This window comes from Bradyrhizobium sp. Unk1 (genome assembly GCF_059512345.1).
On record NZ_JCAMOP010000017.1, the window covers coordinates 166,495 to 190,518 of the forward strand.

General features: G+C 63.9%; 22 protein-coding genes and 1 pseudogene. 15 read left to right on the plus strand and 8 right to left on the minus strand.

What is annotated here, in order from left to right:
- Positions 1–158 precede the first annotated feature (158 nt).
- The gene (locus AC5ZFO_RS23050; protein WP_282520374.1) at positions 159–1,310 is read left to right on the plus strand and encodes an acyl-CoA dehydrogenase family protein; all 1,152 of its coding nucleotides are present in this window, start codon (positions 159–161) and stop codon (positions 1,308–1,310) included.
- Positions 1,311–1,508: 198 nt separating this feature from the next.
- On the opposite strand, the gene AC5ZFO_RS23055 is transcribed toward AC5ZFO_RS23050, so the two are convergent.
- Together AC5ZFO_RS23055 and AC5ZFO_RS23060 are read right to left on the minus strand one after the other, a co-directional pair.
- Positions 1,509–3,668 (minus strand): putative bifunctional diguanylate cyclase/phosphodiesterase, encoded by a 2,160-nt coding sequence (locus tag AC5ZFO_RS23055; RefSeq protein ID WP_282520373.1) that lies wholly within the window; start codon positions 3,666–3,668, stop codon positions 1,509–1,511.
- A 161-nt stretch (positions 3,669–3,829) separates the two neighbouring features.
- Positions 3,830–3,979, minus strand: a complete 150-nt coding sequence (locus AC5ZFO_RS23060) for a hypothetical protein (protein ID WP_282520372.1) — start codon at positions 3,977–3,979, stop codon at positions 3,830–3,832.
- Positions 3,980–4,135: 156 nt separating this feature from the next.
- Between AC5ZFO_RS23060 and mepA the strand changes: the two genes are divergently transcribed.
- The 5 genes from mepA (at position 4,136) to modC (ending at position 8,209) form a co-directional block, all read left to right on the plus strand.
- Positions 4,136–5,080 carry a penicillin-insensitive murein endopeptidase gene (mepA, locus tag AC5ZFO_RS23065; protein WP_282520371.1) on the plus strand — a complete coding sequence of 315 codons (945 nt, stop codon included), beginning with the start codon at positions 4,136–4,138 and terminating at the stop codon, positions 5,078–5,080.
- A gap of 212 nt (positions 5,081–5,292) precedes the next feature.
- Positions 5,293–5,796, plus strand: coding sequence for a hypothetical protein (locus AC5ZFO_RS23070; protein WP_282520370.1), 504 nt, complete (start codon positions 5,293–5,295; stop codon positions 5,794–5,796).
- A 247-nt stretch (positions 5,797–6,043) separates the two neighbouring features.
- Complete coding sequence (gene modA / locus AC5ZFO_RS23075) at positions 6,044–6,829, plus strand: molybdate ABC transporter substrate-binding protein (protein WP_282520369.1); 786 nt, start codon at positions 6,044–6,046, stop codon at positions 6,827–6,829.
- A gap of 19 nt (positions 6,830–6,848) precedes the next feature.
- Positions 6,849–7,544, plus strand: coding sequence for a molybdate ABC transporter permease subunit (gene modB / locus AC5ZFO_RS23080; protein WP_282520368.1), 696 nt, complete (start codon positions 6,849–6,851; stop codon positions 7,542–7,544).
- Positions 7,545–7,546: 2 nt separating this feature from the next.
- Positions 7,547–8,209 carry a molybdenum ABC transporter ATP-binding protein gene (modC, locus tag AC5ZFO_RS23085; protein ID WP_282520367.1) on the plus strand — a complete coding sequence of 221 codons (663 nt, stop codon included), beginning with the start codon at positions 7,547–7,549 and terminating at the stop codon, positions 8,207–8,209.
- Positions 8,210–8,354: 145 nt separating this feature from the next.
- On the opposite strand, the gene AC5ZFO_RS23090 is transcribed toward modC, so the two are convergent.
- Positions 8,355–10,148: a potassium/proton antiporter gene (locus tag AC5ZFO_RS23090; RefSeq protein WP_282520366.1), complete on the minus strand. Its 1,794-nt coding sequence runs from the start codon at positions 10,146–10,148 to the stop codon at positions 8,355–8,357.
- A 209-nt stretch (positions 10,149–10,357) separates the two neighbouring features.
- Here AC5ZFO_RS23090 and AC5ZFO_RS23095 point away from each other — a divergent pair, with 209 nt between their 5' ends.
- Together AC5ZFO_RS23095 and map are read left to right on the plus strand one after the other, a co-directional pair.
- Positions 10,358–11,674: a mechanosensitive ion channel family protein gene (locus tag AC5ZFO_RS23095; protein ID WP_282520365.1), complete on the plus strand. Its 1,317-nt coding sequence runs from the start codon at positions 10,358–10,360 to the stop codon at positions 11,672–11,674.
- A gap of 107 nt (positions 11,675–11,781) precedes the next feature.
- Positions 11,782–12,600 carry a type I methionyl aminopeptidase gene (map, locus tag AC5ZFO_RS23100; RefSeq protein WP_014498584.1) on the plus strand — a complete coding sequence of 273 codons (819 nt, stop codon included), beginning with the start codon at positions 11,782–11,784 and terminating at the stop codon, positions 12,598–12,600.
- Positions 12,601–12,617: 17 nt separating this feature from the next.
- Here the strand turns inward: map and AC5ZFO_RS23105 are convergent, their stop codons facing one another.
- Positions 12,618–13,226 (minus strand): bifunctional transcriptional activator/DNA repair enzyme AdaA, encoded by a 609-nt coding sequence (locus tag AC5ZFO_RS23105; protein ID WP_282520364.1) that lies wholly within the window; start codon positions 13,224–13,226, stop codon positions 12,618–12,620.
- Positions 13,227–13,359: 133 nt separating this feature from the next.
- On the opposite strand from AC5ZFO_RS23105, the gene AC5ZFO_RS23110 reads away from it, so the two are divergent.
- On the plus strand, positions 13,360–14,298 hold the full coding sequence (locus AC5ZFO_RS23110) for a DMT family transporter (protein WP_282520363.1): 939 nt from the start codon (positions 13,360–13,362) through the stop codon (positions 14,296–14,298).
- A 50-nt stretch (positions 14,299–14,348) separates the two neighbouring features.
- Here the strand turns inward: AC5ZFO_RS23110 and AC5ZFO_RS23115 are convergent, their stop codons facing one another.
- On the minus strand, positions 14,349–14,789 hold the full coding sequence (locus AC5ZFO_RS23115; RefSeq protein ID WP_282520362.1) for an antibiotic biosynthesis monooxygenase family protein: 441 nt from the start codon (positions 14,787–14,789) through the stop codon (positions 14,349–14,351).
- A gap of 309 nt (positions 14,790–15,098) precedes the next feature.
- Between AC5ZFO_RS23115 and AC5ZFO_RS23120 the strand changes: the two genes are divergently transcribed.
- The 6 genes and pseudogenes from AC5ZFO_RS23120 to AC5ZFO_RS23145 all read left to right on the plus strand — a co-directional run bounded on the left by AC5ZFO_RS23120 (position 15,099) and on the right by AC5ZFO_RS23145 (position 21,204).
- Positions 15,099–15,710 carry a JAB domain-containing protein gene (locus tag AC5ZFO_RS23120; RefSeq protein ID WP_496122575.1) on the plus strand — a complete coding sequence of 204 codons (612 nt, stop codon included), beginning with the start codon at positions 15,099–15,101 and terminating at the stop codon, positions 15,708–15,710.
- Between the two features lie 155 nt (positions 15,711–15,865).
- Positions 15,866–17,107 (plus strand): tyrosine-type recombinase/integrase, encoded by a 1,242-nt coding sequence (locus AC5ZFO_RS23125; protein ID WP_496122582.1) that lies wholly within the window; start codon positions 15,866–15,868, stop codon positions 17,105–17,107.
- Positions 17,104–18,446, plus strand: a pseudogene (locus AC5ZFO_RS23130) (PDDEXK nuclease domain-containing protein). Before AC5ZFO_RS23125 ends, AC5ZFO_RS23130 begins: the two are co-directional and overlap by 4 nt.
- A 187-nt stretch (positions 18,447–18,633) precedes the next feature.
- The gene (locus tag AC5ZFO_RS23135) at positions 18,634–19,167 is read left to right on the plus strand and encodes a hypothetical protein (protein WP_496122576.1); all 534 of its coding nucleotides are present in this window, start codon (positions 18,634–18,636) and stop codon (positions 19,165–19,167) included.
- A 33-nt stretch (positions 19,168–19,200) separates the two neighbouring features.
- Positions 19,201–19,767, plus strand: coding sequence for a hypothetical protein (locus AC5ZFO_RS23140; RefSeq protein ID WP_496122577.1), 567 nt, complete (start codon positions 19,201–19,203; stop codon positions 19,765–19,767).
- Positions 19,768–19,950: 183 nt separating this feature from the next.
- Positions 19,951–21,204, plus strand: coding sequence for a Shedu immune nuclease family protein (locus AC5ZFO_RS23145; protein ID WP_496122583.1), 1,254 nt, complete (start codon positions 19,951–19,953; stop codon positions 21,202–21,204).
- Positions 21,205–21,222: 18 nt separating this feature from the next.
- Here AC5ZFO_RS23145 and AC5ZFO_RS23150 read toward each other — a convergent pair whose 3' ends face one another.
- The 3 genes from AC5ZFO_RS23150 to AC5ZFO_RS23160 form a co-directional block, all read right to left on the minus strand.
- Positions 21,223–22,515 (minus strand): UvrD-helicase domain-containing protein, encoded by a 1,293-nt coding sequence (locus AC5ZFO_RS23150; RefSeq protein WP_496122578.1) that lies wholly within the window; start codon positions 22,513–22,515, stop codon positions 21,223–21,225.
- Positions 22,516–22,751: 236 nt separating this feature from the next.
- The gene (locus tag AC5ZFO_RS23155) at positions 22,752–22,946 is read right to left on the minus strand and encodes a UvrD-helicase domain-containing protein (RefSeq protein ID WP_496122579.1); all 195 of its coding nucleotides are present in this window, start codon (positions 22,944–22,946) and stop codon (positions 22,752–22,754) included.
- Positions 22,943–23,848 carry a TOPRIM nucleotidyl transferase/hydrolase domain-containing protein gene (locus AC5ZFO_RS23160; protein ID WP_496122580.1) on the minus strand — a complete coding sequence of 302 codons (906 nt, stop codon included), beginning with the start codon at positions 23,846–23,848 and terminating at the stop codon, positions 22,943–22,945. The genes AC5ZFO_RS23155 and AC5ZFO_RS23160 overlap by 4 nt, the downstream gene beginning before the upstream one ends.
- Positions 23,849–24,024 lie beyond the last annotated feature (176 nt).

Genomic DNA, 24,024 nt, shown 5'->3' on the forward strand with positions numbered 1-24,024 from the left:
GACATAAAGGCCCCGGATTTCGCGTCGCTCCATCCGGGCTACGAGGAATTGCAGGACCGGGATGCGGATCGCGCCCGCATGCGATCTTGATCCTCTCCGCCAAATGGCCCACCATCGCCTCTCTGACCGCTCACGACAGAAGGGGCGAGGAAACGCGCATGGACGCAACTCCCGGAGTTGACCTCGTCGAACGTGCCCGCGCCATCGCGCCGCTCATCGCGCGCGAGGCGGATGAGATCGAGCGCACCCGTCGACTGACGCCGGCTGTCGTCTCAGCACTGATTGAAAATGGGTTCTATCGCGCGCTGCTGCCGCAAAGCCTCGGCGGTGCGGAAGCCCCCATCGAAACCTTCATGCAGATGCTGGAGGAGATCGCGAAGGCAGATGCCTCGACGGCCTGGTGTCTCGGCCAATGCAGTGTCTGCGCCATGATCGCAGCCTCGCTCGACCACCACACCGCGCATGAGATCTTCAACACCGCGCCCGGCATTCTCGCCTGGGGCGCGATCGCGCATGAGGCGCGGGCAGTCGAGGGCGGCTATCGCGTCACGGCGCGCTGGGATTTCGCCTCGGGCTCGCGGCAGGCGAGCTGGCTGGGGGCGCATGTTCGCATCGTCGGAGCCGACGGGACGCCGCGGAAAAATGCCGACGGTTCGCCGGAGGTTCGCACTATCCTGTTTCCCGTTGCGAGCGCGGTGCTGCATGACGTCTGGCAGGCCATCGGCCTCGCCGGCACCGGCACGGATTCCTATGAGGTGAGCGACCTCTTCATCCCCGAGCGTTTCACAGCGTTTCGTGACGTGCCGTCCGCGCTACGCGAGACGGGCCCGCTCTACAGGATCGGCACCGGCTCGACCTTCAGTCTTGGCTTCGCCGCGGTCTCGTTGGGCGTCGCGCGCGCGACGCTGGATGCCGCCATCGCCTTGTCGCGGTCAAAGCACCAGTCGCTGGCAGCGAGCGCCATGCGCGACAACCAGGCGGTCCAGGGCCTGATCGGCCGCACCGAGGGGGACTTACGCGCTGCGCGCGCCTATCTCTATGCGACGGCGCATGCGATGTGGCACGACCTCTGCGCGACCGGCCAATTCAGCGCCGCACATCGCAGCGCCGTTCGCCTCGCCGCGACCTGGACCATCCATCAATCGGCCAAGGTGGTCGACACCGCCTATCACATGGCCGGCGCGACCGCCGTATTCCGCAACAATCCGTTCGAGCGGCGGTTTCGCGACATGCACGCCATCGCGCAGCAGATCCAGGCGCGGGATACGCATTATGAGGATGTGGGGAAGGCGATTTTGGCGGGCAACTGACACGGAGCGCCGATGCGCTCCCTCGCCCCGCCCTTCGCGGGGCCGCGACGAGCTTCGCTCGCGCTGAGAGGGTTAGGGTGAGGGCCTCTCTCCACAGATGAGATCATCGAGGGACCTGTACCCCCTCACCCGGAATCCGCGCTACGTGCGCATTCCGACCTCTCCCCGCAAGCGGGGCGAGGTAAGGGGCAGCCCGCCTTACGCCACCATCGCGGTCTCGCCGTCGATCCCGCGCTGGGCAGCGAGCAGGCTGATGATCTCGGCGTTGGGCCGGGCCTTGCTGAACAGAAAGCCCTGGCCCTCGTCGCAGCCCTCAGCGCGGAGGCAGCTCAATTCGGCTTCGGTCTCGACGCCCTCGGCGGTGATGGTGACGCCAAGGCCTTTGCCGAGGCTAACGATGGAGCGGATGATCGCCTGGGCCTCGCGGTTGGCGGCGAGATCGCGCACGAAGGACTGGTCGATCTTGATCTTGTCGAAGGGGAAGCTGCGCAGATAGCTGAGGCTGGAATAGCCGGTGCCGAAATCGTCCATCGAGATACGGACGCCGAGCGTGCGCAGCGCATGCAGCGTCGCCAGCACCTGCGCGCTTTTCTCCAGCAGCAGCGTCTCGGTGATTTCGAGCTCGAGCCGCCGCGGCGGCAGGCCGGAATGCTTCAGCGCGTCCGTGACCACCGAGAGCAGGTTGCCGCTGCGGAACTGAAGCGGCGACAGGTTCACGGCGACGCGGACATCGTCGGGCCAGGTCGCGGCGTCCAGGCACGCCCGGCGCAGCATCAGGCCGCCGAGCGGATTGATCAGGCCGGTTTCCTCGGCGACCGGAATGAACTCGGCCGGCGAGACCATGCCGCGCTCGGCATGCGGCCAGCGCACCAGCGCCTCGAAGCCGGTGATGCGGCCGCTCTGGAGGTCGACCAGCGGCTGGTAGTACGGCCGCAGCACGTCGTTCTGGATCGCGTCGCGCAGCTCGACCTCGATCTTGCGCCGGCTCTGTGCCTTGGCATCGAGCGCGGCCTCGAAGAACGCAAAAGTGCCACGCGCATCAGACTTGGCGCGCGACAGCGCCATGTCGGCGTTCTTGAGCAGCTTTTCGGAATCATCGCCGTCGCCGGGCGCCATCGCGATGCCGATGGAGGCGCCGATCACCACCGAATGGCCGTCGAGCAGATAGGGATCGGAGATGGCTTCCAGCAAGCGTTTTGCCAGCATCACCGCGTCCTCGGGCCGTGTCAGGCCGCTCTGGACGATGGCGAACTCGTCGGAGTTGAGCCGCGCCAGCGCGTCTTCCTCGCGCAAGGTCGAGCGCAGCCGCTTGGCGACGCCGCGCAGCAGCTTGTCGCCGACCGCGTGTCCCAGCGTGTCGTTGACCGCCTTGAAATTGTCCAGCCCCAGCATCAGCAGCGCGACCTTGTCGGAACTGCGCCGCATATGCAGCAGCATCTCGTCGACCTGCTGGCGCAGCAGATTGCGGTTCGGCAGGCCGGTCAGCCCGTCATGCTGGGCCATGAAGGCGAGCCGCGCCTCGGCGCGCTTGCGCTCGGTGATGTCCATCAGCGCGAGCAGCATCGCGGGCCGATCGGCATAGGTCAATTCGCGCGAATAGATCGCAAGGTCGATCAGCGCGCCGTCGGCCTTGACGTGCTTCCAGGTGCGCGCGGCCTGCTCCTCGCTGGACCGATCGGTGGTCCAGGGCGGCTCGCTGTCGAAAGCCTGCAACGAGCGGATCTTCAGCTTCTCGAACTCGGCGCGGCTATAGCCGTAATGGGAAATCGCGGCATCGTTGACGCCGAGGATGCGCTCGTCGTCGAGCGCACAGACGATCATGGGGACCGGATTGCCGTCGAACAGCAGGCGGAACGAGGCCTCGCGCTGCTTCAATTCGGTGATGTCGACGCGCAGGCCGACCACGCCGCCATCGTCGGTCAGCCGCTCGTCGATCAGGATGACGCGGCCGTCCGCGAGCATCTGCTCGTGGCGCGCGCCGGGCTGATAGAGCTTTTGCAGCCGCTCGGCGATCCACTCGTCCTCGTGGCCGGCCGCCTCGGGATAGTCGCCACGCGCGACGCCGATGCGCAGCGTGTCCTCGAGGCGCGCGCCTTCCGCGAACAGATCGGCGGTCTTGCTGTAGATCTCGGCGTATTTCCTGTTCCAGAGCACGTAACGGCCTTCGGCATCGAGAAACACGATGCCCTGCGGCAGGAGGTCGATGGCCTGGCGCAGGCGCTCATGGGATTTGCGGGCCTCGGCAATCGCGGCTTCCGCCTCGGCGCGGCTGCGCAGGAGTTCGTCGCGTTCGGAAACGGGTCGAGGCGCGCGCGCGAAGCGCGGCTTGCGCGGCTGTCGGCCAGCCCGGGCGAGCACGCCTGCCTTTCGCTTTGTTGTTTTTCGAGACCCCAAACTCAACTTGATCCGTCCCAGTCGCGCCAGTGGCCGCAAGTTTTGGGACAAGTGTCTGAAAAAAAAGTAATCTTGGGCGGCTTGTCGGTCGGTCGCACGGTCTGGTGGCCACAGGAAAACAGCCCTTATTGCCAATTTGCGAGGCGCGGCAGCGCCGCCGGGCGCGCCAAGCGCATCACGTCGTCGTCATCGAAGAACGCGATGGCGCAAAATTGCGCGCTGCCTTGAATCATTTCCGAGATCGCGCGCGAATGCATGCAGAAGGCAGCGAACACGCTTCCCACGCACGATTTTTGGTCAATGCACGAGAGGGTTATCGCGTCGTTAAAAATCGGCCGGCCGCGCGTAGGGAACTGCGACTTTCGCACAATATTTCGGCCGAAGGACTGTTTCTTAACCCTGACGCCGCGTTGGGCTATAAGAATGACAGCATGAGTCCCCGCCGCCTCGCCCCCCTCCTGCTTGTCATGACGTTCCTGACCGCCGGCGCCGCGCTGGCCCAGGACAAGGGCAGCGTCAACCCAAAACCGCTGCCGCCGCTCGCCAACCCAAACGATCCCAGCATCGGCGCCAAGGAGCTGTTCGCGCGAAAGCTGCTGCCGTCGAAGGGAACGGCTCATGTCATCGGCTCCTACACCAAGGGCTGTATCGGCGGCGCCCTGCAGATGCCGCTCAACGGCGACAATTGGCAGGTGATGCGGCTGTCGCGTAACCGCAATTACGGTCACCCCGACATGATCGCGCTGATCAAGCGGCTCGCGGCCAGGGCGCACAAGGACGCGGGATGGCCGGGCATTCTGGTCGGCGACATCGCCCAGCCGCGCGGCGGGCCCGCACTGTCAGGCCATGCCAGCCATCAAATTGGCCTGGATGCCGACATCTGGCTGACGCCGATGCCGGACCGCCGTTTGTCGCGCGAGGAGCGCGAGGACATGTCGGCGGTGATGATGGTGCGCCAGGACCGACTCGACATCGACCCCAAGGTGTTCACGCCTGCTCATGTGCTGGTGCTGCGCGACGCAGCGCAGGAGCCGGCAGTGCAGCGCATCTTCGTCAATCCCGCGATCAAGAAGGCGCTGTGCCGCGAGGCCAAGGGCGACCGCTCGTGGCTGTCGAAGATCCGGCCGTGGTGGGGACACGACTATCACTTCCACATCCGCATGCGCTGCCCGGCGGGCTCGGGCGAATGCGAAGGCCAGTCGTCGCAATCCGAGGACGAAGGCTGCAAGCCGTCCGACCTCGCCTATTGGTTCAGCGACGCCGTGCTGCATCCGAAGCCTCCGCCGGAGCCGCCGAAGCCAAAGCCGCCGATGACGCTGGCGCAGATGCCGGCGGCCTGCAAGGCGGTGCTGCATGCGGCGGATGCGAAGCCGTAGGGCGCGTTGGCGCAACCGTTGTCGTCCCGGGCTCGCGCTGCGCGCGCCCCGGGATGACGAACTAGTTGGTTGGTTCGCGCCGCCCAAATGCGCTAGGATTGGCCTGCCGCTCCGCCGTAAGCTGAGCGGCCCTGTCGGGATGCGCATCCCGCCGTTCGACAAGCCTGACCGCAAGCCCCGCATCTTTCGCGTGGCCAACGATGAGATTTGACATGCGCGTCCTCACCTTCCTCGCTGCGCTCACGCTCGGCGCGACCTCCGCTCTCGCTGCCGAGGAGCCCAGTGGCTGCGACAAGTTCAAATGGCCGATCGAGCGCGAGCGCGCCGCGCTCACCGCGCCGGTCCGCGCGAAGCTCGCCTCGGGGAGCGAGCAGACGGCGTTGCCCGCATCGGCCATCACGCTGGGGCTGGTGGCGCCCGCGGAGGCAAAACTGCCGACGCCGCCGGAGCGGGCGCCGAAGGACGGCACCTTTGCGGGCTTCACCAGCATCAAGGCGCCGAAGGCCGGGCTCTACACGATCAGCCTGTCCTCCGGAGCCTGGGTCGACGTGGTCCAGGACGGCCACTTCCTCAAGCCGGTGGCCTTCAGCGGCGCGACCGATTGCGACGGCATCCGCAAGACCATGAAATACGAGCTGTCGGCGCAACCCTTCGTGGTCCAGATCAGCGGCGCCAAGGACAATTCGCTCTCGATCGCGATCCTGCCGGCTCAATAGGCCGGATGCTATTGTTTGCACATGATCTTTTCGGAAAACCGCTGCACACTTTTCCGGATCATGCGTTAGACAAACGGTCGCCTTTGCCCTAAAGCCTCGGCCTGCTATCTTCGCAGCTGCGATATCCCCGCCGGCCGTAAGCCGTTGCGGGGCCACGTGGAACAGCGCTTCCGCCCGTCGCACGGCCTGACCCACCCAACGCAGTTGCGCGTGCGATTTTGCGCGCGAGCTCGCACGGAGCGCATCCATGATTCGTATTGCCGGACTTTTCACCGCTTTCGTCATCCTCGCGGGCGCGAGCCTCTCGCCTGCCGCCGCCGAGGACAAGACCATCACCGTGTTCGCCGCGGCGTCGATGAAGAACGCGCTGGACGAGATCGACGCCGCCTATACCGCCAAGACCGGCGTCAAGTTCAGCGTCAGCTATGCCGCAAGCTCGGTGCTCGCCAAGCAGATCGAGCAGGGCGCACCGGCCGACGTGTTCGTCTCCGCCGACACCGACTGGATGGACTACGCCATCTCCAAGAAGACCATCAACGAGCCGACCCGCGTCAATTTGCTCGGCAACAGCATCGTGCTGATCGCGCCGAAGGACTCCAAGATCGACAACGTCACGATCGCGCAGGGTTTTGACCTCGCCAAGCTCGCCGGCGACGGCAAGATCGCGACCGGCGACGTCAAGTCGGTGCCGGTCGGCAAATACGCCAAGGCCGCGCTCGAGAAGCTCGGTGCCTGGCAGGCCGCCGAGCCGAAATTCGCCATGGCCGAGAGCGTGCGCGCCGCGCTGACGCTGGTGGCCCGCGGCGAAGCCAATCTCGGCATCGTCTATTCCACCGACGCCAAGGTCGAGCCGGGCGTGAAGATCGTCGGCACCTTTCCGGCGGATTCGCATCCCGCGATCATCTATCCGGTTGCAGCAACGACCACCGCGAAGCCTGAGACCAACGACTATCTCGCCTTCCTGCGCTCCACCGCAGCCAAGACCATTCTTGAAAAGTACGGCTTCAAGTTCCTGGTTAGCCCCACGACTTAGTTTTGCAACCTGATTTTCCGTGCTCGAGATCTCTCCCGCCGAATGGACGGCGATCCTGCTTTCGCTCAGGGTCGCCGTCATCGCCACACTGGTCGCAACGCCATTCGGCATTGCGCTGGCATGGCTGCTTGCCCGCCATGACTTCTGGGGCAAGTCGTTTCTCGACGCGGTGGTGCATCTGCCGCTGGTGCTGCCGCCTGTCGTCACCGGCTACCTCCTGCTCCTCACCTTCGGTCGCAAGGGACTCGTCGGCGGCTTCCTGGCCGAATACCTCGGCATCGTCTTCGCGTTCCGCTGGACCGGCGCTGCGCTCGCATGCGGCGTGATGTCGTTTCCGCTGCTGGTGCGCCCGATGCGGCTGTCGATCGAGGCGATCGACCGCAGGCTCGAACAGGCCGCGGAAACGCTGGGCGCCGCGCCCTGGAAAGTCTTTTTTACGGTGACGCTGCCGCTGGCGCTGCCGGGCGTGCTCGCCGGCATGGTGCTCGGCTTCGCCAAGGCGATCGGCGAGTTCGGCGCGACCATCACCTTCGTCTCCAACATTCCCGGCGAGACCCAGACGATTTCCTCGGCGATCTATTCGCTGATCCAGACGCCCGATGGCGACGCGGCCGCGGGACGACTCGTGATCATCTCGATCGTGCTCGCAATGGGCGCGCTGATCGCCGCCGAATGGTTCGCCCGCCGCGCCACAAAACGCCTGCACGGGAACTGACCATGCTGCGCGTCGACATCGAAAAACAGCTCGGCGAATTCTCGCTCCAGGCAACCTTCACCAGCGAAGGCCGCGTCATCGGCCTGTTCGGCGCGTCGGGCGCCGGCAAGAGCTCGCTGGTCAACATGATCGCGGGCCTGCTGCGGCCCGACCGCGGCACCATCGTGATCGACGGCGAGACCGTCGACGATACCGCGGCCGGCATCCATGTGCCCACTTATCGCCGCCGCATTGGCTATGTATTCCAGGACGCGCGGCTGTTTCCGCATCTCAACGTGGCGCAGAATCTCGACTACGGCCGGCGCATGAACGGCCTCGCGCCTGATCCGGCCCAGCACAAGCGCATCATCGACCTGCTCGACATCGGCGCCCTGCTCGACCGCCGCCCCGGAAAACTCTCCGGCGGCGAACGCCAGCGCGTCGCGCTTGGGCGCGCGCTGCTGTCGAAGCCGCGCCTGCTGCTGCTCGACGAACCGCTCGGCGCGCTCGACGAGGGTCGCAAGCTCGAGATCCTGCCCTATCTGGTGCGGCTACGCGACGAGGCCAATGTCCCCATGGTCTATGTCAGCCACGACGTCGCCGAACTGCGCCAGCTCGCGACGCAGATCGTGATGCTGAAGCAGGGCCGCGTGACGTCGTTCGGCGGGGTGAAGGTGTTGACGTGAGCGGCTGAGGCCCTCCCCGTCATTGCGAGCGTAGCGAAGCAATCCAGAGTCTTTTCGCGGAGGCAGACTGGATTGCTTCGCTGCGCTCGCAATGACGAGCTTGCGGCCGCTCCGTCCCGCCAAACTGAAAACCGAGAGCGCGGCGCTAAACCCCCGCCACCGACGTCCACAAATCCGCGAGCTTGCGCCGCAGCGCCTGCCGGCGCGTCAGCGGCGCGGGCGTTTCCTCGTCCTCCGGCAGACGCAAGCCGACGACGTTGACGCGGCCGCCGGAGATCGAGCGTGCGACCAGCACGATCTCGTCCAGCGGCAGCTCGGCGCCCTCCTTCGGCGCGCGGTCGAGATGGACGTCGAAATAGTCGGCGAGGGTCAGCTTGCCGTCATCCTCGCCGACCTTCACGCCATAGATCTCGGCAAGCTCGGCCAGCGTGTGCTCGCCGGAGACCATGAAGTCGCCGAGCAGATGCGGATCCGGCGCCGAGCTCGGCTGCATGTCGACGAAGAAGCGGTCGAGCGACTCGGCCTTCTCCGGCGGGGCCAGCAGATAGATGTAGTCGCCGGGCGCGACCGGATCGGCTTCCGCCGGGGTCAAGATGTTCTCGTTGCGGATCACCAGCGTCGGCTTGGACCAGGACGGGATCAGACCGCGGCGGAAGTACAGGCTCTTGGGCCGCACCGGATAGCCGACGAGCTGCTGCTCGAGCTGGCCGGGCAGATCCAGCTCGACACGGCGCGGACCACGCTCGGCGCGCGGCAGCGCCACGTGCAGCTTGCGCGCGGCGGGCGCCAGCGTCCAGCCCTGCAGCAGCAGCGAGATGATGACGACGACGAAGGCGACGTCGAAATAGAGATAGGCCTTCGACAGGCCGACCAGCATCGGGATCGACGCCAGGAAGATCGCGACCGCGCCGCGCAGGCCGGTCCAGGCGATGAAGATCTTCTCGCGCCAGTTGAAGCGGAACGGCGCCAGGCACACGAACACCGCGACCGGCCGCGCGACCAGCATCAGGACGAAGGCGACGGCGACCGCCGGCAACGCGCTCGCGCCGAGCCGGCTCGGTGAAACCAGCAGGCCCAGCAGCACGAACATCACGATCTGCGCCAGCCAGGTCGCAGCATCCAGGAACGCCACCACGGAATTATGCGCGCGGGTCGGGCGGTTGCCGATGATGATGCCGGCGAGATAGACCGCGAGGAATCCGGAGGCGTGCATGATCTGCGAGCCGCCGAAGATCACCAGCGCGCCCGTGGTCACGAACGGCGCATGCAGGCCCTGCGGCAGCGCAACATGATTGAGCGCGACGACGACGAGGCGTCCCCCGACCACGCCGACGACGGCGCCCAGCACCGCCTCCTGGATGAACTCCATCGCCACGTGGCCCGCCGAGCTCGATCCCAGCGAGATGTATTCGACCAGCATCAAGGTGAGGAAGATCGCGAAGGGATCGTTGGTGCCGGATTCGGCCTCCAGCGTCGCGCCGACGCGCGGGCGCAGGCGCAGGCCCTGGGTGTGCACCAGCAGGAACACCGCGGCGGCGTCGGTCGAGGCCACGACGGCGCCGACCAGCAGCGATTCCGTCCAGTTGAGGTCGAGCGCGTATTTGGCGAACGGCGCCGTGATCAGCGCGGTCAGAAGCACTCCGACGGTCGCGAGCACAACGGAGGGCGCAAGCACGGTGCGGATGCTGGCAAAGCGCGTCTTCAGGCCGCCGTCGAACAGGATCAGGGCGAGCGCCACCGAGCCGACCAGATAGGTGGTGCGGACGTCGTCGAACTGAAGCTGCCCGGGGCCGGAATCGCCCGCGAGCATGCCGATGGCGAGGAAGACGAGCAGCAAGGGCGCGCCGAAGCGCAGAGCAAGCAGGCTCGACAGGATACCGGCCATGACGAGGACGGCGCCGAGCAATATGGCGAGGCTGACAGAGTCGAGGGAAGCCATCCACCTTCCGGGTACAAATCGCTGGAATTGCATCCTTATCGTCGGCAGACTCCCACGCCAACCCATTTTCTCCCGCTCGCGGCAATCTGCCCGTATTTTGCGGCCTTAACGCGCTTCACTTAGCGGTGTATCGATGGCCCGGCGGCGCCCGTTGTGGGATTCTGCGCTGCCCTCGAATCAACCCTCCCGCCTGCTTGCCGACGAGACCGATGGACATGGACCTCAAAGACTTCATGGAGTTCGTGCAGACCACCGCGCGCAGCGTCGGGGCGGAAATCTCCTCACCCTGGTTCTACCTGCAATTCGGCCTGATCCTGGCCGCGGCCGGCATCGCCTATGCCGCGGAAGCCGGGGTTCGCAACCGCATCGACATGACATCGCTGGCGATACACTGGCCGCTGCCGCTCCGGCACTTCGCCCGGGTGATGGTCTCCAGCGCCTCGACGGCGGTGTTCACCCTGATGGTGATCATCTCCCGCGTGGTGATGTATCACGCGACCTGGCCGAGCCGCAGCTATCTCCTGATGGTCGCAGCCAAGCTGGGACTGGCCTGGCTTGCGATCCGGCTCGTGACCTCGGTGCTGCGCAACGCCTTCATCGTCCAGCTGGTGTCGATCTCGGCGTGGTTCGTCGCGGCGCTGTCCATCATCGGACAGCTCGACACGACGGTCGACCTGCTCGATTCCTTTGCGATCGTGCTCGGCGGCCTGCGGCTGACGCCACTGCTGGTGATCAAGGCCGGCGCGCTCCTGCTCATCGCGCTCTGGGCCACCAACATTGCCAGCAATTTCGCCGAGAGCCGGATCAACTCGACCACCGATCTGACCCCCTCGGTGCAGGTGCTGCTGGTCAAGATCATCCGCATCGGGCTGCTGGCCATCGCAATCGTCATCGCGCTCGGCGCGGTCGGCATCGATCTCTCGGCGCTCGCGGTGTTCTCCGGCGCGGTCGGCGTCGGCATCGGTATCGGCCTCCAGAAGATCGTCGCCAACTTCATCTCGGGCATCATCCTGCTCGCGGACAAGTCGGTGAAGCCGGGCGACCTCGTCACCATCGGCGACAACACCGGGCGCATCAGCGCGATGAAGACGCGCTATATCTCCGTCGCCGCCGGCGACGGCCGCGAATTCCTGGTGCCGAACGAGGACCTGGTGACGCAGAAGGTCGTCAACTGGACCTATACCGACAAGAACACGCTGGTGAAGATCGCCTTCGGCACCAATTACGACGCCGACCCGCGGCTGGTTTGCAAGCTCGCCGCGGAGACCGCGGCCGCCCATCCCCGCGCGCAGAAGGGCAAGCCGCCGAACAGCATCCTGACCGAGTTCGCGGAAGCCGGGATGAAGTTCTCGCTGACCTTCTGGATCGCGGACCCCGACGGCATGGATGGCGTCAAGAGCGACGTGATGCTGGCGCTGTGGGAGGCCTTCAAGCGCGAGGGCATCCGGGTTCCCTATCCCGTCCGCGAGATTCGCGTCCGGGGCGGCGCCCTGCCGGTGGAAACCACCGTAGAAGTCCCGAATTAGGCCCTGTTTCGGGCGCAAGAGCCACGGCTGACTTGCATGAAGGCCCGTGATCATTAGATTATGGCCCTGAAATCAAGCCCTTCCGTCGACATCGAGACCAGCCCCGCATGAGCTACGTCGAAGCCTCCGATACCTCCCTGCGCAAGACCGGACAGATCAAGCTGCACGGGCCGAGCGCCTTTGCCGGCATGCACAAGGCGGGCGCGCTGGTGGCGAAGTGCCTCGACGAACTCACCGACATCGTCGGGCCCGGCGTGCCGACCGAGCGCATCGACCAGTTCGTCCGCGACTTCGCCTTCAGCCACGGCGCCTATCCGGCGACGCTGATGTATCGCGGCTATCGCTACTCGACCTGCACTTCGCTCAACCACGTGGTCTGCCACGGCATGCCCGGCGATCGTCCTTTGAAGGAAGGCGACATCGTCAACATCGACGTCACCTTCATCGTCGACGGCTGGTACGGCGATTCCAGCCGGATGTATGCGGTCGGCCCGATCGCGCGCAAGGCCGAGCGGCTGATCGAGGTGACGTATGAGGCGATGATGCGCGGCATCGCCGCGGTCAAGCCGGGCGCCACCACCGGCGACATCGGCCATGCCATCCAGAGCTTCGTCGAGCCGCAGGGCATGAGCGTGGTGCGCGATTTCTGCGGCCATGGCCTGGGGCGCATGTTCCACGACGAGCCGAACATCATCCATATCGGCCGGCCCGGCGAAGGCGTTCAGCTCAAGCCCGGCATGTTCTTCACCATCGAGCCGATGATCAATCTCGGCAAGCCGCACGTGAAGATCCTCTCCGACGGCTGGACCGCGGTGACCCGCGACCGCTCGCTGTCGGCGCAGTTCGAGCACTCCGTCGGCGTGACCGCGACGGGCGTCGAGATCTTCACGCTGTCGAAGCGGCACGGCGAGAAGCAGATCGGGTGACGGCCTGACTCGGCGTCCTAGTGGCGGCGCCGGAATGACGACGGCGGCCGCGTGTAGGTCGCGACAAATGCATCGTTGAATCTGCGAACGCTGCCGAAACCGGCGGCGAAGGCGATCTCCGCCAATGTCATGCTGGTCTGGTCGATCAGACGCTTGGCTTCCTGCACACGGCGGGTGGCGGCGATCTCGCTGGGGCTCGCACCGGCGTGGCGCATGAACAGGCGGAGCAGATGGCGCGGTCCGACTCCCAGGACTTCCGCAAGATCCATCATCGACGCGCGATCCAGGAATCCGTCATTGATCAGGCGCATCCCGCGCGCGACGGTGGTGGCCGTTCCCATCCAGGCCGGCGATCCCGGCGCAGTCTCGGGCCGGCAGCGCAGGCACGGGCGAAAGCCGGCGCGCTCGGCGGCAGCAGCGGTCGGGTAGAAGGTGACGTTCTCTGAGCGCGCCGGGCGAACCGGGCAGACCGGCCGGCAGTAAATCCTCGTCGAGCGAACACCTGAAAAGAACAGCCCGTCGAACGCGCGTGCCCGCGCCAGCCGCGCCCGGTCGCAGGTCTCCCAATCGAGATGCGGCGGCAGCGTCGGCTGCTGCGCGGAAACCTTGGCCAGGATTTTCGTCATGGCGGAATCATAGTTTCATCTGAACTCACCGAGTAGCTGGAATCGGACTCGATCGGGCGATGAGGTCCGAATTCAGCCAGCCTGCGCCGCCACGCCGGATCATGGTCCGGGTCCATCCCGGAGCAGATTCGCAATGCACACGCAGGCGCAACCAACGACGTCAGGACAAACCACGCACACGTTCGAGATCGGGCTTCTGCTGCTGCTCTCACTGATCTGGGGCAGCTCGTTCACGCTGATCAAGGTCGCAATCCCGACAATCCCGCCATGCACGATGGTCGCCGCGCGCGTGACGATCGCGGCCATTCTCCTGATCGCGATCGCTCGCGCTCAGGGGAACGCTTTTCCCGGTCGGGGACCGGTGTGGGCGGCTTTCTTCGTGCAGGGGCTGCTGCAAAGCGCGCTGCCGTTCACCCTGATCAGCTGGGGCGAGATGCACATCGCAAGCGGTCTCGCCGGCGTGCTCAATGCGACCCCGCCGATGTTCGTGCTCGCGATCGCGATGATGACCGGACGTGGGAGGCAGGCGATCACTGGCCGGAAGATCATCGGCGTCGCGCTTGGTCTTGCGGGCGTCGCGGTCACGATCGGCATCGATGCGCTGTCCGGATTGGGCACGACGGCCCCGCTGGCGCAGGCCGCCGTGCTCGGCGCAAGCCTCTGCTACGCGCTCGCACCGATATGGGGGCAGCGCTTCTCCGGCTTTCCCGCCACCGTCGCGGCGGCCGGCGCCATGAGCTGTGCCGCGATCCTCATGGTCCCTGCCGCACTCGTCCTCGAGCGACCCTGGACGCTGGCACCGACTTCGCACGCGGTCGCGGCCGTCATCAGCCTCGCGGTGGTCTGCACGGCCCTCGCGATGGTGATCTATTTCCGCTTGATCCGCACGCTCGGCCCACTCGGCACGACCAGCGGCAGCTATCTGCGCGCCGGCTTCGCGGTGGCGCTCGGCACGGCATGGCTCGGCGAACGCTTCACCTGGTCGGCCCTTGCAGGCATGACGCTCATTCTCGCCGGGGTCATCGCAATCACGATGCCCCTGCTGGCGCAGCAGCGTGGTCTCGAACCGTAAGAGCGTCCGCGGGGCGATCTTTGGGATCGCCCCCGAGTCGCCGTTGCAGATCAGGCGTGATTGACCTCGACGACCTCGCACAGGATCGTCTCGGCCTTCGACAGCGCCGCAAGGCTCTGGATGTACGGCGCAAATCGCGGATCCCGGCGAAAATTCTCGATGTCCCCTGCGCTTGCCCATTGCGAGTAGTTGATCGCACGCCGGCCCTCCTTGCTGGCGTGGACGCTGGACGAGATGAACCCGGGCTGCTTGCTGAAGAAGGTCTCGGTGCCTTCCTTCAGGAGTTGCACCAGCTTGTGCTGGTTGTCCGGCTCGACCGTGAAGACGTTGACGAGGGTCGTGACGTCGCTGCCGGTGCGAATGGTCGCTTCCATTTTTGCGCTCCTGGTCTGGCTGTGGGACGGCGCCGCCTGCGCGGCGAGCAAGACGCCGGCTCCGAGGCCGGTGGCAACGAAGGCACGACGCGACGGCTCAGGTCTGGTCCGGGACATTGATGTTCTCCTGTTGCGGAAGATCGGCTGGCCACTCGACCGGCCAACAGCGCTGAGACGAACGAGGCAGGAGGACGAAGACAGCTGGCGTGAATTTTTTTCCGACGGCTCATTCGCCCCGACCGTGGACGGCGCCGGGAATCTGGGCCGGCAACATCCTGACCGGCTCCCGGCGTTGCCGATGCGCGAACTCTGTTAGCCAGAGCGCGCCGAAAAACGCATGGCGAAAAAGGCATGGCCGGATTGGTAAGCCCGGGGCCAGACACTTCGTGGTTGCAAAACGCGCGCCGTACGGCATGGTTAGGCCTGATGCCCGCCAAGACCGACCACGACAAGGCCAAGCCCGAGGACGCGCCGCACTATCTCGGCCATCGCGAGCGGCTGCGCGAGCGCTTCTACAGCGCCGGCGCCGACGCCCTCAGCGACTATGAGCTGCTGGAGATGGCGCTGTTTCCGGCGCTGCCGCGGCGCGACACCAAGCCGCTGGCGAAGGCGCTGATCAAGACCTTTGGCTCGTTCGCCGAGGTCGTCCATGCCCCGGTGGCGCGCCTGCGCGAGGTCGACGGCATCGGCGAAGCCGCGATCCACCAGCTCAAGCTGATCGCCGCGGCAACGCACCGCGTCGCCAAGGGCGAGGTCAACAGCCGCAACGCGCTGTCGTCCTGGAACGAGGTGATCGATTATTGCCGCTCCAGCATGGCCTTTGCCGACAAGGAGCAATTCCGCCTGCTCTTCCTCGACAAGCGCAACCAGCTCATCGCCGACGAAGTGCAGCAGACCGGCACGGTCGACCACACCCCGGTCTATCCGCGCGAGGTCATCAAGCGCGCGCTCGAGCTTTCCGCGACCGCGCTGATCCTGGTGCACAACCACCCCACTGCCCCTTCTTTGGTCATGCTCGATCACGCCAGATACCTCTGAATCATCTATAGAACTAGCAGTTTTCTCGCGTTGCGCACTGGGGGCGGACATGGCAAACTGGGGGCGGTTTGAGGGATAGAGAAGGGGCTTCCGCTCCCAGCAAACGCTCCCTGTTCTTCCTCGACCGATCCCAGTTGCGGAACAGAAAAAACTCCATGCCAAGCTTGACCGACACCGCCATTCGACACGCGCTGAAGCGCGTCGAACTCAGTCAGAAACAAGAAAACCTCGCAGATGGTGAAGGCCGCGGCACCGGCCGTCTCGTCCTGGTCCTCAAGCCAATGCCGAAGCGCGTGACTGCCGACTGGATGGCGCAGCAATGGCGCGACGGCAAGCGTGCTAAAAAGAAGCTCGGCGCCTATCCATCGACGTCCTTGGCCCAGGCGCGCGAGATCTTCAAGCGCGACTACGCCGATGTGATCCAGAAGGGCCGGAGCATCAAGGTCGCGACAGACACTCGCCCCGGCACCGTCGCTGATCTGTTCGAGGGCTATGTCGCGTCGCTCAAGGCCGGCGGCAAGCCGTCCTGGAAGGAAACAGAGAAGGGCCTCAACAAGATCGCCGATACGCTCGGACGCAACCGGCTCGCGCGCGAGATCGAGTCCGAGGAGATCGTCGAGCTTATCCGGCCAATCTACGAGCGTGGCGCCCGCTCGATGGCCGATCACGTGCGATGTTACATCCACGCGGCCTATAGTTGGGGAATGAAATCGGACAACGATTATCGGAATACATCTCCGCGCCGCTTCCGTATCCCATACAATCCAGCCTCGGAAATTCCGACCGAACCCAAAGTCCAGGGCACGCGCTGGCTCAATGAGGAAGAGTTCGTGCAACTCTATCGTTGGCTGGATTGCCCCGATACGCCGGTTCATCCCTCCTATCCTCGCGCCGTGCAGCTGATCATGCTGACCGGTCAACGCGTCGAGGAAATCGCGCGCCTGCATGTCGATCAATGGGATGCGCCGGAGAAGATCATCGACTGGTCAAAGACTAAGAACCTCCAGCCGCACGCCGTTCCGGTGCCATCGATTGCAGCCGAACTGATCAAATCGATCAAGCCAAACAGGTACGGCTGGTTCTTTCCCTCAGCGAAGGACCCGTCGAAGCCGGTGAGCCACGGTACGCTCTATAGCTTCGTTTGGCGTCAGCGGGACCGCGGCGTGATCCCCTACGCAACAAATCGGGACCTCCGGCGAACCTTCAAGACCCTGGCCGGCAAGGCCGGTGTGTCCAAAGAGATTCGAGATCGTCTACAAAATCATGCGCTCCAGGACGTCAGTTCTAAGAACTATGATCGCTGGCACTACATGCCCGAGAAGCGTGCCGGTATGGCAAGGTGGGACAAGTTCGTGCGCTCCATGCTTACCAAGAAGCGCCTGAAGGCGGCGGCATGACTAAGCGCCCCTCCAAGCCCAAGGCCCCGCGAAAAGGCGCGGGACAGGCGGCCGATATCGACGCGCAGAGCTACTCGGCATTCGTTGGCGATCTCAAGACGAAGATTGCCCAGGCGAGGCATCGTGCCGGGCTATCGGTGAACCGCGAACTGATTCTACTTTATTGGACGGTCGGCCGCGACATTCTGATCCGGCAGGAGAAGGAAGGTTGGGGAGCCAAGGTCATCGATCACCTCGCCGACGACCTTGGCCGCGCTTTCCCCGAGATGACAGGCCTGTCCGCCCGAAATCTCAAGTATATGCGGGCCTTTGCGGAGGCTTGGCCGGATGGCGAATTTGTGCAACAGGTTGTTGCACTATTGCCCTGGGGCCATAACGTTCGACTTCTCGACGCCATCAAGAGGCCCGAGGAACGCGCCTGGTACGCTCGCCAAGCCATCGAACACGGATGGAGTCGAAACGTACTCCTTCATCAGATCGACAGTAACCTGTTCGCCCGTCAAGGCAGCGCGCTAACAAACTTCTCGCGGACCTTGCCGGCGGAGCAGTCGGAGCTTGCCCAGCAGATCCTCAAGGACCCCTACACTTTTGACTTTCTCTCGCTCGGCCCTGAAATGCTGGAGCGGGACCTCGAACGATGGCTGATCGAGCACCTCCGCTCGCTCATCCTCGAACTAGGTAAGGGCTTCGCCTTTGTCGACAGCCAATACCATCTCGAGGTCGGGGCCAGGACTATTATCTAGACCTTCTCTTTTATCACTTGCGGTTACGCTGCTTCGTGGTGATCGAGCTGAAGATCGAGGACTTCAAGCCCGAATTCGCGGGGAAGATGAACTTCTACCTCTCGGCGGTCGACGACCAGCTTAGGCACAAGGATGACCAGCCGACGATCGGCATCATCCTCTGTAAGGGCCGCAACGAGGCGATTGTCGAATATGCCCTACGCGACACCAGCAAGCCGATGGGAGTTGCGCAATATCGACTTTCCAAGGCGCTCCCAACCCAGCTTGAAGAGGACCTTCCAACGGTCGCAGAGTTCGCGCGCGAGTTCCCGCTGATGTCGGTGGTCAAGCTCCGTATGGAAATCGAGCGCGCACTCCGCGATCTCGCCGCAAATCGCGGTATCGACTTCGCCCGCCCCCTCGGAATCATGAACATGCTGCGTGACCTGCGGGAACAAGGCCCCGTCCCCGCTAGCACTGAGCAGATGCTCCGAGCGTTGCGGGTGATGAACGAAGCCTCGCACGGCGTGGATGTCGACGCGGAAGCGGCGAAGCAGGCCGTGGAGGTCGGAACGGTATTCCTGGCTGAAATTAAAGCCTTGAGCGCCGATAACTGAGATGCTTACGCCGATGTCCTCGAGCGTCAGAAAGAGCCGGTCGATCTCAACGCAAAAGGAGTGGCCCGCCTATTGGGCCACTGATCGACGCAGACACGTCTTCGGCAATAAGCCTGATATGTAGTTTACTGTCGCGTCGGCTGATCTTTCGCCCGACGCATAACGATCAAATGTGCTTGGGGGGTAAATGCCAGCGACTGCTTTTTCAGTCAGATTCGCCCGCGAACTCGATGTCGACCAGCTCGCGTTGCTGTTGACAGGTGTGCAGCCGACGTCGGAACGCGATGGGGCCGAGCTTCTCAGCGCATCTGGCGACGCGATCCGTGCCGATATTCAATGCTCATCGTGCGGCAAGTTCGGTGCTCGCGTCGTTCGCTCCGCAAAGTCGCGCACATCAAGGGCCGTTCTCCGGCAAGCCCACTTCAGGTTCGTCGATCCGAATGGTGGCGACGCCCACCATCCGTTCTGCGAATTCTACGGCGATGATGAAAATCGCTCCGCCCAGGCAAGCCTCCTCGACTTCGGATCGGAGAAAAGCGCAGAAACCCGAACTGTGAGGCTCCTCGTATGCAAAGGTATCGAGCAAGGCTTATTTGACCAACGGCGAATTCGGGACATGCGTCAGTGGTTTTTCGACCTAAAGTCTGCCAGCCGCTTCACGCTAACGATGCCGCCAGAGGCAATTTCCTGGACGCGGGCGCTCCAGCGCCATCCCCACTAGCAGCGCTGGAAATTTCACCCATCTCAAGCAGAAATGCCCGCTTTCAACTGGAAAACGGCAGCCAAATATCAATTCACCGAAGATCACCTACATCTCTTCGAACTGATAAAGGGTATCCCAGTCGACGACGGGACGTGGCGACAGGCGGGCGAGCTCTTGCGGAAGCACTATCAGCGCGAGGTGTTCGACCCCACGATACTCCAGCCCTACTATGATGCCGCTGTCTCGCTGAGCGTCTTCGTCGCTACGAATGGCGGCATCGTTCTTGGCAAGATCCGTCCAGAGTATTATAGGGCCAAAGGACCACCGATCGCATTGCTCGCCCTGTGCGCCTTAGTGTTGTTCGTCTCGAATTGGGATATGAATGCCGCCATCATAGCCTTTGCCAAGCTGTTGTCGGCACCGGCGCCGAGCGATCTCACACTCGGCAACGTTATCGGGCTAAACCCATTTCACGAGTATGCCGCGTGGCGGCTCGTAGTCACTTCCGCCCAGGTGGCCACCGAAAGCCCGAACGGCCTGGACTACGATCGCCTGCTCGCCTCAACTGAGGCAGCGCTCCGTGAGCAGCATCGTCGTTGGAAGGAGCAGCAATCCTAAATATGGTTCGAGCCAGGTCCCAGTGGGCTCCACTCATAGCGAAGCGCGCTTCGGTTCGATAGCGGTTTCTCCGTCTGCCTCGTCTGTGTCGTCCAAGTCTAAGCGGGTCATTGATATAATTCGGGCTTATTGTTTGGGAGAAACATAGCTTTGGTTGATTTTGTAATTTCTACGGCCGGAGTTATGTTGACTTATCAGGCCGAGCAGCAAGGAAACGGGTGGGTCTGGCGCGAGCTGCAAGACCGCGGCACGGTCACCCTTAGCCGAGTCTTCACGTTCAATCGTCAGGACTTGGTCGCGGAGCCGGCCGGGACAGACGACGAGAATGACTTCGAGAACTTTCAGTATCGCTTCCGCTTTGCAGCGCGCCGGGGCGGGTACTTCCACATTGAGGCCCGCATTTTTGATATTGATAACCCGGTGCTCATCGTCGAGACGGGCCTCCAGATCGAACGGAAGATTTTCGTGGCCGAGCGGAACATCTCCATTTTCGGTAAGATCGCAGATCTCGTTGCGCCTGATCAGCCGGTAATTATTGGGGGCGACCGGGCCGGAGCTATTCCGATCGGCGATTTCCAGGTCTTGCTGACTAAATTCCCCAATACCGGCGAACTCAACCGATATGCCGCCGCCAGGGTGGCAACCGTGATTGGCGACTACATCACGCCTCTGAAGGACGCCCGGGCACAGTACGAAGCCTACCGCCGGCGCTCGACCGCAACCGACGTGCCATTGGCGCAGCAAGAGCTGCTCCAGACGGAGATCGAAAAATACGTGTTCATCCGCGACACAATCGCAGGATGGCTGCGAGACGGCGCAGCGCGGTCCGAACGCGACTGGCAGAAGATGATCCTCAACTTCCTCCTGCTCATCTTTTCAAAATACGTGGCAGTGCTGTCGAACGTGAAGGTGCTTGACGCCTATTCCGCTCCGGGAACCACCAAGGACCGTTTTATTGATCTGGCGCTGGTAGACGCGGCCGGGAACATCGACGTCATTGAGATCAAGAAGCCTTTCGACGATGCGCTCATGGCTCGCACTCCGTACCGAGACAACTACATCCCAACCAAGGAGCTCTCGGGCAGCATCATGCAGGCGGAGAACTACCTGTTCCACCTGTCCAAATGGGGTTTGGCCGGCGAGAAGGCCCTCACGCAACGTTACTCCGCAAAGCTTCCGGCTGGCATGACAATTCATGTCACAAGCCCCAAGGCCATGATCATCCTTGGCCGTGACCGACGCTCGAATGGTTCCTCGGCCTTAGATGGGAGCCAGCAACTCGATCTGGAGATCATCAAGCGCAAATACGCCAACATGATCGACATCCTGACTTACGATGACTTACTGCGACGGTTGGACAACATCATCGCATCTCTGCAGCGCCGATCTACGGCTCGGCCCTCTGGCGAGGCGGATGAAGCGACTCGACCAATTTAAGGCCTTGAGCATCATCTGCTAAAGCGAGACAAGCTCAACCGCGCCGCCAATAGCCACCATCACATCCCGCAGGCGCGGGGCTTGCGTCCGCGGCAGCGCAATCGCCAGCAGACGCTGCGCCCTTGATGCACCGACGTATATTTTGCGGGCTTCTTCGTTGTCGCCCGCGGCAGCACCAGCCAGGGAATCGATGATACCCTTCGCGGTGCTCGGCGACATCACTACGCAGATCCCGGGAAACTCCATACCCTTCACGCTATGGATGGTCCGTGCGGGGTGGCCGGATGCCGGAGCGACCGACAATGCCTTCCCCAGCTCACCATTGCGACGAAGCCGCTGATTGATGGATTGGCCGTCGGCCGGAAGCAGCGGCGCGAGTAGCCTGCGCGCCTCGTCGTGCCATGCCTCGGCTGTGGCGAACCGCTCCGGGCAGAAGCGGAGCGCCTGAGCCAAAGCGAGTGCCTCTGGCCGCCACGCGTCGGGGCCCACGTCAGCATCGGCGAGATGCTGGTGATAAGTCTTGCCGCCCATCCGGCCACTCAATTCGAGCATGATCCGGTGAATGGCGACGAGAGCCTCCTTCCGGCCACTTACTTCGAACGAAAAGTGGAAATCGCTGACCGCGACCGCCAGCCTGTAGCTGAGATCTCGGACCCCGGAATCCTGCGGATGACCAAGGGCATTTGCGCCGGTCCGCCGCGTCGCCGAGACGACAGGGCAATCTCGGGCCGCGAGCCCCATTGCTGCCGCCAGCTGCTGGAATTTTGTCCCGATCGTCGACGGAACGCCCTTGCCCGAATAGGACAGGATTTGAACCGCCGTCGACTCCTCCCGATGCTCTCCCAGAGCCTCGTCGATCGCAGCGCGCATGTTGGGCGCGCGCAAGGCCACCACGCCCTTTGTGATGTGTCCGCTAGAGCGGAAGTTTCCGTTCATGGGCAGACGCTCGGCGTCGCTGAACGTCTCGGCGAACTGGCCAAGCTCTCGCGTCACGCCGCCCCGAAATCCGTAGATCGCCTGATTCGGGTCGGAGATGACCTTGACGGGAATGCCAGCCGCTCGGAACCAGGCGATGATCTCCAGATCGACCGGATTGCAATCTTGCGCCTCGTCGACAATGAGCTCCTGGAAGCGCGCCGCAAACGCCGGCTCCAGGACCGCGCCGCAAGCCGGATCACGCAGCCGGGCAAGCGCCACGGAACGCGCATCGGCAAAGTCGAGTTCGCCGCGCTCCAGAAAGCGCGCGCGTGTATTTCGTGCCGCCGTCTCGTGCGCCTTGATCTTCCCGCGAAAGCCGTGACGCTGGATCATGGCGGGGATAGCGTTTCCCGTCATTCGATAGAAGCACTCCAGCGGTAGGGCCTGCGCGGCAGGAAACGGCTGTATCGTGCGATCGTCCTTGTCCGGAATAAGTCTCGGTTTAGCAGCGCAGCCATCGACGCCGAACGGCGCGATGAGGAATTGCCAGAGGAACGCGTCGAACGTCCCGATGAATGCGGGAAGGCCGGGGTCTCGACCAGCCGCTCTCGACGCAACCGATCCTCCAATTAGGAGACTGCGGCAATGGTGAACGATAGAAAGGCGATGCCGCAGCCTGTCGGTCTGCCGCCAAGAAGCTTCCGCGCTCGCTCGACCATTACGCGCGTCTTCCCCGCGCCGGGGCAAGCAGCGATGAACGCCGAGCCTGCATGCTCTATCACCCGCCGCTGCTCATCGGTCGGCTCGAACGGCTTGGCAATCATTTAACCAAGGCCTCGATCGCCGTCTTCAGATAGCCTGGCACCGTGAAGGCTGTGCCGTTGTTGATTTCTTCGGCGACCAGTTGCGCGAAATCGCCCTTGCGTGTCGTCTCGAAAAGCTTCTGGACCGCTACCGCCTGGGCAGCATCGGTCAGACCCACCGCCGCATCCCACTTGTCGCCGGAACGCGGGTGGAGCTTGAGATAGACCTCCTTCAGAACGCCAGCGTTGCCCGCGCGGACAAGCTCGGTCTCGAGCGAATAGTCGTTGATGACGACATCGAGGAGATCCGCTGCCCCAAAACCGGCGACAAGAGACTCGAGGCCGCGTTTGCGCCCAGCGCCGGGCGTTACCTCGCCCTCTGCCATGTCCGCACCGTCGCCGTCCGTCACCACGACTAAGCGATCCGCGATTCGGACCTCGTTGAGTGGCGAAAGCAACAGCTTGGCGTAGGGCTGGAAATCTACCCCGTCTATCGGCACAAAGACCGCCGAACGGAACAGGCGAAGCTTGTCGGCGTCATTCTTCAGCACGATCTTCTTGGCCATCACGGGAAGCAGCAGCGCTTCGGCAATGCCTTCCACGAGCAGCACGCGGCCGCCAAACAGGAAGGCCGATTTGGTCACGTCCAGATAACGATCGACCTTCCGGCGCTCGGCCGGATCGAGCGCTAACGCCGCCAGCGGGATGCAGCGTGTTACCCGCCTCGGTCTGCCGACCGGCATGATCGGATTCGGCTCGATCTCCGGCATCATCTCGGCAGGGACACCGGCGAGCGGCTGCGCCTCCTCCTCCGCCACGGTCGGCGCCGAGCCCGCCGGTGCGGGCAGGAACGACCGGAAAAAGACGAGCTTCTTGCTCTCGACCCATGCCGATAGGTTTGGCGAATGAGTAGCCACGATCACCTGCAGCTCGCCCGCCGGCCCTTGGTGGCCCGCACGCGGTTTGCGCGACTTCTCCGCCTGCTCGTCTAAAGCGGGATGGGGTTAGGTTGAATCGATTTGGGATTGAACGAAGCCGCTGCCGCGGCGTGAGGGGCAAGGTGGCGTAGATCGCCTCCTGGCTGAGAGGATGTGGGTGT